This is a genomic window from Sphingobacterium sp. BIGb0116, assembly GCF_024808035.1.
In the GTDB taxonomy this organism is placed as follows: Bacteria; Bacteroidota; Bacteroidia; order Sphingobacteriales; family Sphingobacteriaceae; genus Sphingobacterium; species Sphingobacterium paramultivorum.
Window position 1 is genome coordinate 276287 of the sequence record NZ_JANUDT010000009.1, and the last position, 16934, is coordinate 293220.

12 protein-coding genes and 3 tRNA genes are annotated in these 16934 nt (G+C 39.7%); 8 read left to right on the forward strand and 7 right to left on the reverse strand.

Annotated features, from left to right (window positions below; translation table 11 throughout):
- Positions 1–197: 197 nt before the first annotated feature.
- Positions 198–2096 carry an alpha-L-fucosidase gene (locus M2419_RS21020; protein ID WP_159731281.1) on the forward strand — a complete coding sequence of 633 codons (1899 nt, stop codon included), beginning with the start codon at positions 198–200 and terminating at the stop codon, positions 2094–2096.
- A gap of 268 nt (positions 2097–2364) precedes the next feature.
- Positions 2365–3717 carry an AcvB/VirJ family lysyl-phosphatidylglycerol hydrolase gene (locus tag M2419_RS21025; RefSeq protein WP_159731283.1) on the forward strand — a complete coding sequence of 451 codons (1353 nt, stop codon included), beginning with the start codon at positions 2365–2367 and terminating at the stop codon, positions 3715–3717.
- Between the two features lie 443 nt (positions 3718–4160).
- Here the strand turns inward: M2419_RS21025 and M2419_RS21030 are convergent.
- A tRNA-Lys gene (locus tag M2419_RS21030) sits at positions 4161–4233 on the reverse strand.
- A 267-nt stretch (positions 4234–4500) separates the two neighbouring features.
- Positions 4501–5454 (reverse strand): acetyl-CoA carboxylase carboxyltransferase subunit alpha, encoded by a 954-nt coding sequence (locus M2419_RS21035; protein ID WP_153844744.1) that lies wholly within the window; start codon positions 5452–5454, stop codon positions 4501–4503.
- A gap of 160 nt (positions 5455–5614) precedes the next feature.
- On the opposite strand from M2419_RS21035, the gene M2419_RS21040 reads away from it, so the two are divergent.
- From M2419_RS21040 to chrA, 3 genes are all read left to right on the forward strand, one after another.
- Positions 5615–7801, forward strand: a complete 2187-nt coding sequence (locus M2419_RS21040) for a glucoamylase family protein (protein ID WP_153844743.1) — start codon at positions 5615–5617, stop codon at positions 7799–7801.
- A gap of 97 nt (positions 7802–7898) precedes the next feature.
- Entirely contained in the window at positions 7899–8420 is a 522-nt protein-coding gene (locus M2419_RS21045) for an OmpA family protein (RefSeq protein ID WP_153844742.1), read from the forward strand.
- Positions 8421–8623: 203 nt separating this feature from the next.
- Positions 8624–9952 carry a chromate efflux transporter gene (chrA, locus tag M2419_RS21050; protein ID WP_159731285.1) on the forward strand — a complete coding sequence of 443 codons (1329 nt, stop codon included), beginning with the start codon at positions 8624–8626 and terminating at the stop codon, positions 9950–9952.
- Between the two features lie 138 nt (positions 9953–10090).
- Here chrA and M2419_RS21055 read toward each other — a convergent pair.
- From M2419_RS21055 to M2419_RS21065, 3 genes are all read right to left on the reverse strand, one after another.
- A tRNA-Leu gene (locus tag M2419_RS21055) sits at positions 10091–10175 on the reverse strand.
- A gap of 5 nt (positions 10176–10180) precedes the next feature.
- A tRNA-Gly gene (locus M2419_RS21060) sits at positions 10181–10253 on the reverse strand.
- 112 nt (positions 10254–10365) lie between these two features.
- Positions 10366–10854 carry a regulatory protein RecX gene (locus M2419_RS21065; RefSeq protein WP_153847743.1) on the reverse strand — a complete coding sequence of 163 codons (489 nt, stop codon included), beginning with the start codon at positions 10852–10854 and terminating at the stop codon, positions 10366–10368.
- Positions 10855–10931: 77 nt separating this feature from the next.
- Here M2419_RS21065 and M2419_RS21070 point away from each other — a divergent pair, with 77 nt between their 5' ends.
- Entirely contained in the window at positions 10932–13373 is a 2442-nt protein-coding gene (locus M2419_RS21070; RefSeq protein ID WP_159731287.1) for a bifunctional UDP-N-acetylmuramoyl-tripeptide:D-alanyl-D-alanine ligase/alanine racemase, read from the forward strand.
- A 44-nt stretch (positions 13374–13417) separates the two neighbouring features.
- Positions 13418–14017 (forward strand): DUF502 domain-containing protein, encoded by a 600-nt coding sequence (locus tag M2419_RS21075; RefSeq protein ID WP_153847741.1) that lies wholly within the window; start codon positions 13418–13420, stop codon positions 14015–14017.
- Positions 14018–14157: 140 nt separating this feature from the next.
- Here the strand turns inward: M2419_RS21075 and M2419_RS21080 are convergent, their stop codons facing one another.
- Positions 14158–15060 (reverse strand): pirin family protein, encoded by a 903-nt coding sequence (locus M2419_RS21080; RefSeq protein WP_120333353.1) that lies wholly within the window; start codon positions 15058–15060, stop codon positions 14158–14160.
- Positions 15061–15105: 45 nt separating this feature from the next.
- Between M2419_RS21080 and M2419_RS21085 the strand changes: the two genes are divergently transcribed.
- Positions 15106–15705 (forward strand): hypothetical protein, encoded by a 600-nt coding sequence (locus tag M2419_RS21085; protein ID WP_153847739.1) that lies wholly within the window; start codon positions 15106–15108, stop codon positions 15703–15705.
- Here the strand turns inward: M2419_RS21085 and M2419_RS21090 are convergent.
- Positions 15702–16484: a Cof-type HAD-IIB family hydrolase gene (locus M2419_RS21090; RefSeq protein WP_159731289.1), complete on the reverse strand. Its 783-nt coding sequence runs from the start codon at positions 16482–16484 to the stop codon at positions 15702–15704. The genes M2419_RS21085 and M2419_RS21090 overlap by 4 nt on opposite strands.
- Positions 16485–16934 lie beyond the last annotated feature (450 nt).

Genomic DNA, 16934 nt, shown 5'->3' on the forward strand with positions numbered 1-16934 from the left:
ACTCGGATCAATATTTCCCCTAAAACGAACGAATTGTACACTAATAAAATGTAGTTTTAGATTATTTTTGATTATAGTTAAAATCGATCCTGTATTCCTTCCATTAGGTCGCCAGGAACGATAATTCAATAAATTTAGAAAGGGTGTCTGCCTGAAATCCTTCAGGTTGGATTTGCCATCTTCATAAAACCAAAGTTATGTTTAAAATCAAGTATTTTTTTCTTCTTATGCTTTCTTCGGGAATATTGTTTTCGAGCGCACAGATTAAAAATGTAAATGAGGGCAATGAGGCTTCAAATATGTTTAATGATGCGACAGCACGTGATAAAAATGCGATTGTTGAAGCAGAAACTGGTTGGTGGAAACAAGCTGCATTAACTCGTGAACAACGCCTAGAAAAATGGAAGGTAGCCTCATTTGGTATGTTTGTTCATTGGGGTGTTTATTCTCAATATGGAAATATTTGGAAGGGGAGGCCGGGAGGGGGCTATGCGGAGCATCTGATGCGTGTGATGAAAATCCCACGTAGTGAGTATCTTGATTCTGCACGTAGATTTAATCCTTTAAAGTTTGATGCAGAGGAATGGGTATTGTTGGCAAAAAATGCAGGGATGAGATATTTTATCATCACGGCTAAGCATCATGATGGCTTTGCGATGTACCCTTCTGCATTTTCAAGTGACTATTCATTGTCAAGCACCGCATTTAAAAGGGACCCATTGGCGGAATTAGCAGCAGCCTGCCATAAACATGGGCTTTTGTTTGGATTCTATTACTCGCATGCTTTTGATTGGGAGCATCCGGATGCTCCGGGTAATGACTGGGATTACAGTAATCCAGGTGGGGATAAATTGTTGGGTGGTACAAATTGGTTTGACAAACATCCCGAATGGTTGACAAAGGCCAGGCATTATGTAGATCAAAAGGCGATTCCACAGATTGAGGAACTTATTCAGCGCTATCATCCGGATTTGTTGTGGTTTGATACACCTCATAAGTTGCCGCTATCTGAAAACCTGAGAATTTTAAAGGCTATTCGAACAGCAGATCCGAATATCATAGTCAATGGTCGATTGGCGCGTACCGAGGAAAAGAATTATGGCGATTATCTGAATACGGCAGATCGACCTGAGGAGTATTATCCAGTTGCTTCTGGCGCTTATTGGGAGGCCATACCAACTACAAATGAATCCTATGGCTATTCGTCGACCGATAAGAGCCATAAACCGACCGCTCATTTTATCAAACTCTTAGCGAAGGCTAGGGCCATGGGTGGGAATATTCTAATGAATATTGGCCCCAAGGGTGACGGAAGCATCGACAGCGCTGATGTCGCTATTTTAAAGGGCTTAGGTTACTGGATGCGGGGGAGTAGTGGAAGTGTCATTGATGTTGGACCATCTCGTTTGCCTCGTCAGCCGTGGGGAGTCATTACCCAACGTAAAAATACCCTGTATTTACACGTTTTCGAACGCCCTCTACGGAATGATCTGATTGTCGGTGGACTGATTGCTAAGGTTAATTCTGTTTCGTTATTGTCGGGAGAAACGATCAGAAAATATAGGTCCGACAAAGATGGACTGCATATTCCTATAGATCAAATAACGTCTCAGGATGATGACCTGGTTGTGGTGGTGCAATTGAAGGATACGATAACTAATCCAATAAATCCTGATTTAATGTATGTGGATCATAATATCAATAAAAATCGGCTACTGACCTTTTATGCAAAACAGATAGGTAGTCCGATGAAGTTTGGGGATGGTAAAAGGAATCGCTACTATGTGACGGGTTGGGCTAGTTTAAGTCAGGGTTTGAGATGGGAAACGAATGTGTTAAATGGCGGACGCTTCAAGGTGGCTATACGGTATGTGAAAGATGTTGCAGGTACGGGAGGGAAGCTCGGCTTAAATTTAGGGGGGAAGAAGATTGATTTTACAATAGATCCGTCGTCTTCTGTCAGTTTGCATGACAATCAACTTGAATTGGGTACGGTGGTATTGCCAAAAGGCAAGCAAGTGATTGAATTAAGTGCCCATACTATAGCGGGGGCAGAAATGGTGAAGTTTTTGGAAGTAATATTGCTGCCCGAATAATTTGTATTGAGCTTAGTGAGCATCTGTCTTGCGGAATCGAGAACCGTTCAAAACGCTACAGCTAAATACATTTCGGCCAGGTAGATCGCCTATATGATCTAGGTTGGTGCTATGTGCTCAGATAGCTCTTAAGGTAAAATACCGTAGAAATATCTTTCATAATCCATTCGCATTTTATTAAATTACACTAGTAAATATTAACCGCTATCGAAGGATTGCCATGGATCAAACCGCTAAAAGATCATCTCTTATTTTATATTTCTTTATCATGTTGTTTTCGCAATGTGCCATCGCCCAACAGACTTTCTCCTATGGAAGTTTCGGCAAGCTGAGCATGTACGCGCCGAAAGGTAAACCAAATGCCTTGGTGTTATTTGTTTCTGGAGATGGGGGTTGGCAGTTTGGGGTAATTAATATGGCTAAATTTCTAGCTGCACAGGGGGCGCTCGTCGCCGGTATCGACGCGAAGCATTTTGCTACCTCAATGGCACGTTCAAAAAAGGATTGTTATTATCCTGCTGCAGATTTCGAGCAGCTCAGCATGGCCCTCCAAAAGAAATATCAGTTTGAAAGCTATCAGAAACCCATATTGGTAGGTTACTCCTATGGGGCAACCCTGATCTATGGCTTGATTGCCCAGGCTCCGGCAGGTACCTTTCGTGGTGGGATTGCCTTAGGTTTCTGTCCAGATATCAATATTGCTAAACCACTCTGTAAGGGCAGTGGATTATCTTCCCATATCTTAAAGCCCGGAAAAAGTTATTATCTGGATCGTAGCGAAAAGTTGGCCGCTCCGTTTTGGGTACTTAATGGTGTAAAAGATCAGACCTGCCCCTTTAATGCCACAGCAGATTTTCTTAAAGGGATAGAAAATGTCCAATTGGTCAGCTTGCCTAAAGTAGGGCATGGTTTCTCCATTGCCGATAATTGGCTGCCCCAGTTCCGGATGGCTTTTCAGAAGTTGCAGGTGGCGGGCCAGCCTAGCCAAAATACAGGCGTACTCAAAACGGATATGCCCATTGAGATACTGGAACCCAAGAGCTCTACAAGGGAATTGATGTTTATGATTTCTGGCGATGGTGGTTGGACCAGTTTCGACAGGGGGTTGGCCAGTGCTTTTGCGACAAAGGGGATCAAAGTGATTGGCTTGGATGCACAGAAATATTTTTGGAATGCAAAGACACCAGAACAGACGACAAAGGAAGTGTCCGAGATCTTGACCTATTTTCAGGAAAGGGAACCTAATATCACTTTTTCGATAATGGGTTATTCTTTTGGCGCCTGTGTGATACCCTTTATCGCCAACCGCCTTCCCGAGAAGTTGAGAAAAGCGACCACTGGATTGGTTTTGTTATCGCCAGATGACCAGGCCGATTTTGAGATCCATGTGGCGGATATGCTGAGTTTAGGTGATCGTAGTGAACCTTATGATGTAGTAGCGGAGTTGAAAAAAGTAAGTCTGCACAAACTGTGTATTTTTGGTTTCGGGGAAGATAGCGAGATTGCAGCGAAGTTTAGAAATACAGGAGCACCTGTAGAAATTTTGCCTGGAGGGCACCATTTTGATAATGATTACGAAGCCATTGTGGCTAAGGTGATCAGCTCCATAGCGATCAAATAACCAAGTTAATCATATACCCAGCCTAATGATGAAACATTCACTTAAGGCTAATGATTATTATTTCAAGGAAATTCTGGCTTTTCTATTCTTTTACTAACGGTACCTTCTTGGAGGGCCTTGCAGTGCTAGAGGTCTCGCTGATCGATGTATTGAGGTCTTTTTGTATGAGCAATATTGATTCGATCACTGTGATGTTGCTTTACCCGGCCTATTTCTGAGTCTTGAGAAGATCAATTTTTAGACAGTAATTAGTCCAGTCATTATTCAGTTTATACTGAACTATCATTGAGCCACTGAACGAGAACTGAACAAACACTGTAATAAGACCTACTTTCGTCCCTATTTGATCCTAATTTGTTCCGATCGAACCCTGGCGACACTTCTTTCGGGTTCAAATACTGTTAAAGCAAAAAAAGCTAATCGTAAGATTAGCTTTTCTTTTGTGATCCCGCTGGGATTCGAACCCAGGACCCATACATTAAAAGTGTATTGCTCTACCAGCTGAGCTACGGAATCCTTTCTGTTTTTGAAAGTGATGCAAAGGTAGAAAAATAAGTTATTTGTGCAAAATGTTTTTGTCTTTTTTGTTGATTAAAGTTGTAACTATTTAAAAATTACTGAATTATTTTTTGTTAAAAAAGCCTTTTAGGAAACTTGCGGATAGGATTGGTTCGTATGGAGGCTGTTTCTTGGAACGAGTGGGCGTATTTTTAATGCAGGATAGCCATAAAAAAAGTCAGCTAATTGCTGACTTTTTTATTCTGTGGGGTCGTATTGATAACATTATTCAGTTACCACTCCCATTTTACTAAACTTATCAATTCTTTCAGTAACTAATGTATCGCTATCTTTAGCTGTCAATTCAGCAAGATCTTTCAACAGCTGGCTTTTTAGATTAGCCGCTGCTGCCGCAGGATCTTGGTGAGCACCACCTAGCGGTTCAGGGATAATACCATCAATCAAGCCGTTACCCAACATGTCTTCTGAAGTCAATTTTAATGCCTCAGCGGCTTTTTCTTTATGATCCCAGCTTCTCCATAGGATAGAAGAACAAGATTCAGGTGATATGACCGAATACCAGGTATGTTCCATCATGTAGACTCTGTTTCCAACACCAATACCCAAAGCTCCACCTGAAGCTCCCTCACCAATAACAACGCAAATGATCGGAACTTTCAATACAGCCATCTCCATGAGGTTACGTGCAATCGCTTCACCCTGTCCGCGTTCTTCAGCTTCAAGTCCTGGATAAGCACCCATCGTATCAATTAACGTGATCACAGGTTTATTGAACTTTTCCGCCATTTTCATTAAACGTAGGGCTTTTCGGTAGCCTTCAGGGTTGGCCATTCCAAAGTTGTGGAATTGACGCTCTTTGGTGTTTTTACCTTTTTGATGACCGATGATCATAACGGCATTACCATCAATAGAAGCCATACCACCGACGATCGCTTTATCATCCTTAACGGTTCTATCACCATGCAACTCGATAAATTCGTCGCAGATCGCTTCTATATAATCATAAGTCTGAGGGCGATCCGGATGGCGTGACATTTGAACGTTCTGCCAGCCTGTTAAATTGCCGTATATTTCTTTTTCAGTAGAAGCAAGCTTTTCTTCAAGCTCACGAACGGTTGCGCTCATGTCAACTTGAGTTTTTTCGGCAACTTGAGTTACCTTTTCAATTTGCAATTGCAAGTCTGCAATTGGCTTTTCAAAATCAAACGTGGTTTTCATATATCTATTTTATGAAAATATTCAGAGGGCTAATTTAGCGCATTTTTTCTTAAATTAAAATTAGGGAGGATAATATCATTGGAATTCCTTTGTTACATTTGCGTTATAATCGTACTGGTGGCTTAGTTTTTGATTGTAGGCCTGTGAAAAATGTTGACTTATGCTGAAAAAATATTTTTACTTTCTTTTGTTACTGATCTTACCTACACTTGTTCGATCAGAAAGTTATCCTGAGGTTTTATTTGACAATAGTGTTATCAACGGGAGTTATGCTAAGAGTATCGCTCATTATACTGGTGAATCATGGATCCAAAATGTAAGCTATAGCCTACCAGTTTCTGATAGCTTGTTTTTTACGCCAGGCAATTCGCTTTCTTTGCGGTACGTTTCTTCTCCTAATGGTAAATGGGAGGCAAGTATTTTAAACGATAAACAGAAATTTCCCTATTTAATTGCCAAGGATGATCAGCTAACTTTTAAGCTTTTTATTCAAAGCAATACTGAAAAGGGACAATTGCCAAAAGTCACCTTACAGCAAAATGATACAAGGACAAATGCTGTGGATATCGCAAATTATATCGATGATTTTGCTTATGATACTTGGCTTAATGTTTCCATTCCAGTCGCCAAATTTGTAGGAATTTCATTAGGGAAGCCTGTTTCGGCTTTAATTTTGGAACAGAATGGAACTGCACTGCAGACAAATCAATTATTTATCGATCAAATAGAGTTTTTGCCCAAAAACTATCCAAAGGTAAGACTGTCATCAGCAGCTATCTTATCTAAGATCAGTTCCGTGGATAAACAAGTCGAGTTGGTCTGGCAATTGCCGCTAACACCAAGTATTCGCTATGTGAAAATCTACCGTTCGGAAGATAAACTCAATTTTCAGCCGATCGCAATTTTACCCATCTATGTACAGAAGTCGCTAGATAGAGTAAATGAATATAACAAATCTTATTATTATAAGATCGCTTGGGTAGACTATAATTATGTTGAATCTCCTTTTTCTGAGGTTAGGGAGGTACAGACAAAAAAAGGTACGGATACGGAGATGTTAAATTTTATCCGGAATGCTCATGTGAATTATTTTATAGACAACTATGATGTGAATAGTGGTATGTTTCTGCCTGATCGAGGCAATAGACAGGCTATTGTATCTACAAATGAAACTGGCTATGCGATCTTGGGTTTGCTTGTGGCTGGAGAGAATAACTTGATCTCGCGACAAGCTCTTTTGGTCAGGTTAACACGGATTGTGAAATTTTTGAGTAGTGCACAACAACATCAAGGGGTCTTTACGGCGCTTTACGATGGCCGGTCGGGGGTGCCTTATTATCGCGATTCAATTCCAACATACGATTTGCGCGGAACCTCCCATATCATGGAATCGCTTTTAATCGCTCGCCAATATTTTTCTAAAGAGGATCCTGAGGAACAGACCTTGAGAAATAACATTACGAAGCTCTGGGAACGCATAAATTGGAACTATTTTACAGACGCACAGAATCCTGATGTACTCTGGAATAAGTGGTCGCCTGTAGACAGTACAGCTAGATCGAGGCCTTTGGGGGGATTTAACGAGAGTTTGGGTACCTATTTACTGGCGATGTCTTCACCTACCCACCCTTTAGCTATTTCAGCTTATATCAATGGATTTGCAACCAAACATAAAGGCAACGAATTGTATTTTGGGGATGAGTCCAATGATTTAGCTCCTGAACTCAAAATGAAATTAAATGATTCTTTAGCGCGTTCAATAAGTGCAAACCCTTTAGTTGGCGACATGGGAAATGCCGGGATTTCGATCTACTCCGACGACAAAGTTATTTTTGCCAAGAGTATTGCGGGCGGCAGTTTAAATGAATCATTGATGTCTGTTTATCGTCCCTTTTTGATTATGGATCCTAAAGGGAAAGTAGATGATTTTGTAGATTACAAGAAATATTTGTCGAATTATATTCTTGCCTATAAACGGAGAGATAATGAAATGAGTATAGGGACACGATTTACAGATATTTGGGGCGTGGAAAATGTGGAAGATACGTATCAGGGGTATTTGGTGAATCCTGCAATAGCTATTGCAGCTTACCCATTTGAAAAGGAGATTGGTCTAAAAGCATTGCGTAAATTTTACGAAGAATACGCTGATGTGTTATTTACACAATATGGTTTCAGAAGCTGGATTGATATTAAAAACAACGATGTTTCTGAAAGCTATCGTGCGAGGAATCAGGCAACGATTGCCGTGATGATCGAGAATGCAAATTCAGGCATGATTTGGAAATTGTATGAGAATATTCCTGAGGTAAAAAAGACTTTAGAAAAAGTATATACCAAGAAATAGATTTGTTACGTTAGATATGACGTAGAAGGGATGTCATATTGGACTTTTTTCGCTATATTTACGTGCTTAAATCGATATTAAATACGTTAGAAACGACATGCTTAGAAAAATTAATTTGGGAATTTTAACCTTATGTGCAAGTTTATCGTTATTTTCCTGTAAACAACAAGCTATTGTAGTCAATCCAGGTGCAGTTGTAACAAAAGATGGAACTGATGATGGTTTGAAAAATGTGAAGAAGGATTTTAATGACGCGAAAAGAACTGATGAAGGGATTAAGTTTAGTATATCGTCTGATTTATTGTTTCCAACAAACTCTTCTTACCTATCTGAGAAGGCAAAAACTGAAGTTAGTAAATTGGCGTTGATCTTGAAGGAAAGTAATAATAAGATCAAAGTCGATGGGTATACTGATGCTACGGGTACTGTTGAGTATAATCAGTGGCTTTCCGATAAAAGAGCGGCGTCTGTTAAGAAGTTCTTGGTAGATTCAGGGGTTGCTGATTCGCGCATCACGGCAAAAGGTTTCGGTCAGTCAAATCCAGTTGGAGATAATAAAAGTCCGGAAGGACGTCAAAAAAATAGAAGAGTGGAAGTTACTATTTTAGATAAAAAATAGTTTATCAGACCAATTCTTAATATAAAAAAAGCGAGATATTTAAGATATCTCGCTTTTTTTATGCAGTTATATAGCGGTTTTATACCGCTGTATATGGTCTCCCGAAACAAGGTATTTTAAAACAGGAGACACCGGAATGTGTGCTGTTCTGCAGAAATTGCTTTCGATAAAATCCGGGCCTAAGACAAATAGCGTTGAAAAAGATGAATTTAGAGGAAGAAGATAATAGACAGAAGCCAATTTTTCGGGAAGCCATGTGGTTTTGGTTTGTGTTAGGTTGGATAAGTTTTGGTGGAACAACAGGCCATGTGACCATTATGCACGATTTTTTGGTCGAAAAGAAAAGATGGGTAAGTAACAGGAAGTTTTTTCAGGCGCTCAATGCATGTATGTTGTTACCGGGACCGGAAGCGCATCAATTGACGATTTATTTAGGATGGAAGCTGCACGGCGTAAAAGGTGGTGTGTTGGCCGGGGTATTTTTTATTGTTCCCTCACTGCTTATTATATGTGGACTCAGTACGCTATATGCACACTATGGCAACTCCGCATTGCTTATTGCTTTATTTTCGGGTTTAAAACCTGCAGTTCTAGCGATCATTATATTTGCAACCTTTCGGGTAGGGCAGAAATCTCTTGTCAGCACATGGCATTATTTGGTAGCATTGGCCGCTTTTTTTCTATCGTATTTTGCTGGGGTTCCAATGCCCTGGATTATTGTGGGGGTGATCGCTTTTGGTCTACTACTATATACAATCTTGTCAAAAACTTCCCAAATTGATGCTAATCGTGAAAATGAAGATAAGCAGTTTGAATCTGCTTATTATATCAATACGCTCGAAACACTTCCTTCCGTATCCTACCGTCGTGTTTCTCTTCAGGTGCTGCTGTTTTTCTTACTATGGTTGATTCCGTTGACCATTTTGCTGTTTTTTACCATCGATACTGAATTTTGGAAGACACTTTCTTTTTTATTTACAAAGTCCGCTTATTTGACGATTGGAGGTTCTTATACCGTCATTCCCTATGTTGCGGCCCTTGTGACAGAGAAATTGTTTTGGCTTTCGAAGAGCCAGATGATAGATGGATTTGCTCTTGCAGAGACGACTCCGGGGCCTTTAGTGGTTGTTTTGGCGTATGTTGGTTTCATGGCTGGCTTCAATCATTTTCATCAGTCCTATCTCATGGCAGCAATAGGTTTGATCGCGACAGCATATTTTACTTTTTTGCCAAACTTTGCCTTGATTTTTGTTGGGGCGCCACTGATCGAACGGGCCCAAAAAAATACATGTATACAATTTATCCTATCTTTAGTGACGGCATCGGTGGTTGGTGTAATCGTTAATTTAGCCTGTTATTTAGGTTTAGGAATTCTATTTCCAAGTGGTGTCAGTTCTTGGTATGCCATTGAGCCGATGGCTCTGGTTTGGGTGCTATTCTCACTTTTTCTTTTATTCAAGTATAAAATAGGCATGTTGAAACTTATATTGTTAAGTTTAGTCTATGGCTTTCTCTTATTTTTATGGCGATAAAATAAAATGTCCATTGGCTGATGAGCTTCGCAAGCAAGTTTATTAAAGATTGAAGGGAGTCTTGTGAATTTGATAGAGCCATTCGAGGTAACATACGCGCATAAACAAGAAAAGCCCATCGTTAGATGAGCTTTCTTGTACCTAGGGCGGGAATCGAACCCGCACTCCCTTAACGGGAACAGGATTTTAAGTCCTGCGTGTCTACCAGTTCCACCACCTAGGCAGGTGAGCGAAAAACGAGATTCGAACTCGCGACCCCAACCTTGGCAAGGTTGTGCTCTACCAGCTGAGCTATTTTCGCATTGGAATTTTATTTCAATTTTCAAAAGAACCTTGCGTTCCTTTTTGGTGATGCAAATATAGAGCGAAAATTTAATATTGCAAAATATTTATTTACTTTCTTTCTGTGTTTTTTATAACTCCTTTGAATTCAGTGTGGAAAAAATTAAATCACTCTCAAATCCGCGGGATAGCGCAAACTGATAAACTTTGTTTTTCACTGTATAGTGGTTCTTACCACTAATTTCACGGAGTTTTTTGTCAACGATATGATTTAAGATTTGTTCATATTCATCTAGATCGATTTGCTTAAATGCAATTTTTATCAATTGTTCGGAGACCCTTTTTGCTTTGAGTGCCTGCTTGATTTTTACTTTACCCCAGCCTTTCATGCGGAGTTTTCCGTTACAGTAGGCAATAGCAAAGCGTTCTTCATTTAAAAAATTATCGCTGATCAAATTGGCCAATACATTTTCGACTTCTTCTTCGTTTAGTCCCCAGCTGTAGAGCTTATCGCGTACTTCTTGCTGTGCGCGTTCTTGATAGACGCAATAGCTTTCCGCTTTCAACTGCGCCTGATGCTGCGTTAATATCTTCTTGTTTCTTTTTTCTTCGTCAAACATATTGTCAAAATTTCAAAAATAATATGAAATAACTAAAAAAATGTTCAGTTTTGACACAATCAAAATATATCAGGAGAATGTACAAAATATCGGAAATCGCCCAGATTTTACATCCCAATCGCACATTTATCACGGATCCCAATTCTTTTGTCCAGCATTTATTTTATGACAGCCGTAAAATTGCCCAGGCGGACAACGGGATTTTTTTTGCACTTCAGAAGAACAGAGATGGTCATCGGTATATCCGGGAAGCCTACGAAAAAGGAGTTCGTAACTTTGTGCTTCAGGCCGATGAGGGACAGGAAATGGAGCTTTTGGAAGCTAATATTCTTTGGGTAGCGGATAGTTTAGTTGCTATGCAGGAGCTGGCAACTTTTCATCGTCAGAAATTTGATTATCCTGTCATCGGAATTACTGGGAGCAATGGCAAAACGATTGTAAAAGAGTGGCTTTTCCAGCTTATGTCTCCTGAATATAGGATTTATCGGAGTCCTAAGAGCTATAATTCTCAACTTGGTGTGGCTTTGTCCTTGTGGGGATTGTCCGATCAGTATAATCTTGCGCTAATCGAAGCGGGAATTTCAGAAAAAGGGGAAATGCTGCGCCTTGAGCAGATGATAAAACCAACTATAGGACTATTGAGCAACATCGGTGTTGCCCACAAAGCTGGTTTTAAATCTAAAGAGGAAAAGATCTATGAAAAGCTCGAGCTTTTTAAAAATGTTGAAACCATGATTTTTCCAAATAGTTACCTCGAAAATATTCAATTGCCATATAGACCACGAAAATTTTCCTGGGGGCTTGATGAGGGCCTTTCTTTGGAAGTGTATTCCATCAAGCAGGTTAATGACCGATTTACTATGGTCACGTTCTATTATGCCAGTCGCACCTTTGCTGTTGAAGTACCGTTTGTGGATAAAGGAAATGTTGAGAACGCGATAAATTGTGTAGCGGTGATGCTGCGTTTTGGTTATGAAAATGAAGTGATCGCAGCGAGGATTAAAGAGCTGCAGCCAGTGGCGATGCGTCTTGAGTTAAAAAAAGGAAAAAAGAATAGCTCAATTATCGATGACTCGTATAGTAATGATCTAGATGCACTGCAGATTGCCCTGGAGTTTTTAAATCAGCAGGGACAGCATCCGTTCAAGATGTTGATATTGTCGGATATCCCTGGTGTCCATATCGAAGATGAAAAAAGTTTGTCCAAGCTGAAACGTTTGCTTAGTGAGTATCGTTTGGATAAATTGATATTGATAGGTGAAGTGTTGCCTAAAGTGGCAGCACAATTTGAAGTGCCTTCTATTTCATATAGCGATACAACTGCTTTCTTGGCCGATATTAGGTCGCTTTCTTTTGAAAATGCCACGGTATTATTGAAAGGAGGACGTGAGTTTCATTTTGAACGTATCAGTCAGCTTTTAGTTGCAAAATCACATGATACAGTGCTTGAAATCAATTTGAATGCACTGGAGAATAATTTGAACGTATATCGACAGCTGCTGCCGAAACAGGTGAAGTTGATGACCATGGTCAAAGCTTTTTCTTATGGTAGTGGAAGCTTCGAGATAGCAAACCTTTTGCAATTCAATCGGGTGGATTATCTGACTGTTGCTTTTGCGGATGAGGGGGTTGATTTGCGTGGTGCGGGCATAAAATTACCTATTGTAGTGATGAGCCCTGATGAAAGTTCTTTTGAGTCCATTGTTCAGTATAACCTTGAACCGGAAATTTATAGCTTTAGAATATTGTTTTCTTTTTTGAATTTTCTGAAAACGAAACAAATAGCTTCTTTTCCGATTCATATTAAGATAGATACAGGTATGCATCGGTTGGGTTTTATGCCTGACGAGGTCGATCGTTTAATAGCTGTGTTACGTGCGGAAGCGATTTTAGAGGTTAAATCTGCATTTTCCCACTTAGCGTCTGCAGGTAATGAAAAGGATTGGGAATTTACACAAGGACAAATTGATCTGCTGGATGAATTTACAAAGCGTCTCGAAAGTGGTATAGGATATTCTTTTCTACGTCATATTGCAGCAACATCGGGTATTGAATTGTGGCCGAATGCGTATTTTGATATGGTGAGGTTGGGGATAGGTCTCTATGGTATCGATATCGAGCGTCATGATTTACCCATTAGGGAGGCGAGTACCTTGAAAACGAATGTGACGCAAATTAAATACCTCCCAGCAGGTGAAACCGTAGGTTATAATAGGCACGGCGTCCTGTATAGAGATAGTAAGATTGCGACAATTAAAATTGGTTATGCGGACGGTTACGATAGGCGTTTTGGTAACGGTGTCGGTAAAATGTTGATAAACGGTTTTTTAGTCCCTACTATAGGAGATATATGTATGGATATGTGTATGTTGGATGTAACGGATGTGGAAGTTGGAGAGGAAGATGAAGTTATCGTTTACCCTGATATAAAGTCAGCGGCGAAGGCTATAGGGACGATTCCTTATGAATTGCTGACGAGTATTTCCCAACGCGTAAAAAGAGTATATTTTTATGAATAATAAAGGATATTCTGCATTTTTGAATAATATTTTATTTTCAATTCATGTTTAGTAAATTAATCAGAGGATTTATTAATTATTTGATACGAGGTGTCCTGGTAGTGGTTCCTCTTGCTGGTGCTATTTTTTTAATAGTTTGGATTGTTGCATCAGTTGATTCGGCATTGAATCTAACTGAACATTTTTTGGAGGATGATAGGGGGCACCCCTTGTATATTCCAGGAATAGGTATTCTGACCGTTATTTTGGTATTGGTTTTGGCGGGGCTTATTTTTACAAATTTTGTTACAGACCCCATTAAAGTGTGGATTAATCATCAGATCCAGCGGATTCCACTTTTAAATACATTATATTCTTCGATTAAAGATTTTACGGAGGCCTTTGTTGGTGATGCAAAGAAATTTAATGAACCTGTCTTGGTGACGGTGAATGAGTTTGGTCTGAAGAAGATAGGTTTCTTAACGCAGCATGATTTAAAAAGCATTGGGCTTGAAGAAGATGTTATGGTGTATTTTCCATATTCCTACTCTTTTGCAGGACAGGTTGTTATTATCAGTGCAGACAAGGTCAAAAAATTAGATATGTCTCCAACAGATGCCATGAAACTCGTTGTTTCCGGTGGTGTGAGCGGGATAGCCCATTAGTCGGCTTTCATATCGGTTAAGTAAAAATGCTGGAAGTCGTTGTATGATTTCCAGCATTTTTATTTTTGCTTATTCTGTCTTTCTACTTGTGCGACTTTTTCCAATTTATACGTCCACGTTGTTATTGGTTTAGGACATTGCTATTGATTTTTTTTCTGCCCTAAAGTGGGATTTACAGGTGGGATTGGAATATAGCCGTCATCTCCAGGTACTTTTGGAAATTCATGATTTTCCCATTTTTCGCGCGCTATTTTTAATGTTTCAATGTCTGAAGCGACGAAGTTCCAGTCGATATATCGTTGTTCAGGAAAAGGTTCACCACCAAAAATGTAAACTGAAGTACCCGCCTTCATTTCGAATTCACATAGTTTCGCATCCTTGGCAACTAAAATCTGTTTTGGACCGAATTCCTGGCCTTCCGCATGAACAGTTCCATGAAGGATATATAATCCACTTTCGCCATATAGGTGATCGCCCAGTTTGATGGTCGCATCTTGTTCTGCTTTGATTTCAATAAGATATAATGGACTATATACGGGAACCTCGGAACGATGGTTTTTAATTTCACCTGCAATTAAACGATAAGATACACCGTCTTCGGTCCAATGTGGAAGCTGCGGTTCTTCTATGTGAACAAAATTAGGTTCCATTTTTTCGAGTTCTTTTGGTAGGGCCACCCAAATCTGCAGCCCATGTAGGTCGTGCGGGGTAGATCTCAGCTGTTCGGGAGTTCTTTCGGAGTGTGTGACACCCTTACCTGCCGTCATCCAATTGACTGCTCCAGGTTTGATCTCCACGGCATTTCCTAAGCTGTCACGGTGCATAATGCTACCTTCGAATAGATAAGTCAATGTGGATAACCCGATATGCGGATGTGGAGCAATATCCATAAAGTGCGGTTCGGCAATGTTATCTGGTCCCATGTGGTCGATAAAGATAAAAGGGCCGACCATACGTTTCTGCCTGAAAGGCAGAAGTCGGCCAACTAAGAAATTGCCTATGTCAGCGGCTCTTTCTTCAATAACTATTGCAATATTTGACATAATGTTTCCTTATTTTTGTGTTTCTAATCTACAGCAATTTAAGAAATGTCGAGTATAATCAATCGTTTTTTGGGTAAAAAGAGTGTAAGAAATGAAGAGCTTTTGGCACTTGCGGATAGGTTGTCTTTTAGGAACAGTCAGCTGGACAGTTTTTTGATAGGGCATTTTATACAACGTAACAAAATAGATCCAGTGGAGTATTTTGCTTTTCAAGAGCAGTTGCTTAAGCTTCATGTTGACCGATTTGAGGCTCTGCAGGTAGAGCTTAACTTGTTGAACCAATATTTGCAGTTGGCCGAACGTTTTCTTCCAGCAGGTTTTTCAGTCAAATGGGAAAATAAGCTACACTCTCAGGATGAAATTATGTTGCCGCCGCTCATTCTTTTTCCTGTGGTACAGCATGCTGTTGAAAATGGTTATAATACGATGTTTTCTCATCCAGTTCGTATACGATTATCGGGCTCATCAAAGCTGATTATGCTGGAAGTGAGTTATCGCGTGAACCATTACCTGGAAAGCCAGTTTAGCAGCACATTGATACGTGATTTTCGACAGCGATTGGACTATCTTTTTCCGGAAAAACATAATTTGCTGATGAATAGTAACAGCAATACTTCTCGAATAACCTTAACTATCCAACTTTAGATGATATTGAAGTGTTTTAATGCATTCCAGATGCCATTTTCATCAACGCTATCTGTTATATAATCTGCAATTTCCTTTACCTCGGGATTTGCATTACCCATAGCAATTCCAATATGGGTGTGCGCTAGCATTGTAATATCATTTCCGCCGTCGCCAAATGACATGGTTTCTTCCAAGGTGAAGTTGAAATGGTCTAAAAAAACATCTATTCCAATTTTTTTGCTTTGCCCCATAGGATTGACATCAGCAAAAACGGGCGTCCATCTCGAAGCAACTGAATTTGGCATCACATTTTCCATGAATTCAGCTTCTTCTTCAGGATTGATGAAAACATTGACCTGCATAACTGAGTCAAGATCAAAATTCTGTTCGTAATCCCGAACTGGTGGGGTGGGGACATTGACCTGCTGGTACATTTGGAATACCTCCGGTGTAACCTGGTTCAAGGAAATTTCTTTTTCAGACATGAATGAAAAAGTCAGGTCTTCACGCTTTTTAGCATAATTTAATAAGGAGCGAATGTCTTTTTGAGGAATGTTATTTTTATAAATGACGTCCTGTTCCTTCGTGACGCAATACCCGCCATTGAAGGTGATATATCCATCAAAATCGAGGTAACGAATATGCCCCAGCTGATTGTAGGACCTTCCTGTTGAAACAAATACCTTGATGTTTTTTTCTTTTAATAATTGAAATGCCTGTTGAGTAGATTCGGGAACTTGATGTGTTTTGAAACTTAGCAAAGTTCCATCGATGTCAAAAAAAATAGCTTTAATCATGGATTTTTGGGTCAAAATCAAATATACTAAATACTTGGGATAGTGTAACTATTACAATATTAAATTTGAGGTGTTTTATCGCCTAATAGTGCTTATCTCGTTTTTAATTGTATTGAGGATAAGTATGCCCAAATGGAAGACAGTCGGTCTGTAGATGTTAAGTTGCGGTTCTAGATGAAAATTTTTACCACACTTGGTGGAGATAAGTCAATATCAACCGCATAATTAAGAGGAAATAAAACCGGAGATAAAAGGGAATTAAAAGGAAGATTATAGGTATTCATCCGAATGAAGTCCGAATGAGGTCCCTATAAAGTCCCTATGAAGTACGTGTTAAAGGAGCTGTAAATTTGATGTTGGCATAATGTTGGATCTTTTGATATACATGATAAGAAAGAGCTCGAGGGCTTGATGATTTGGCCTGATATTGACTTTTTCGAGGCGCATAAA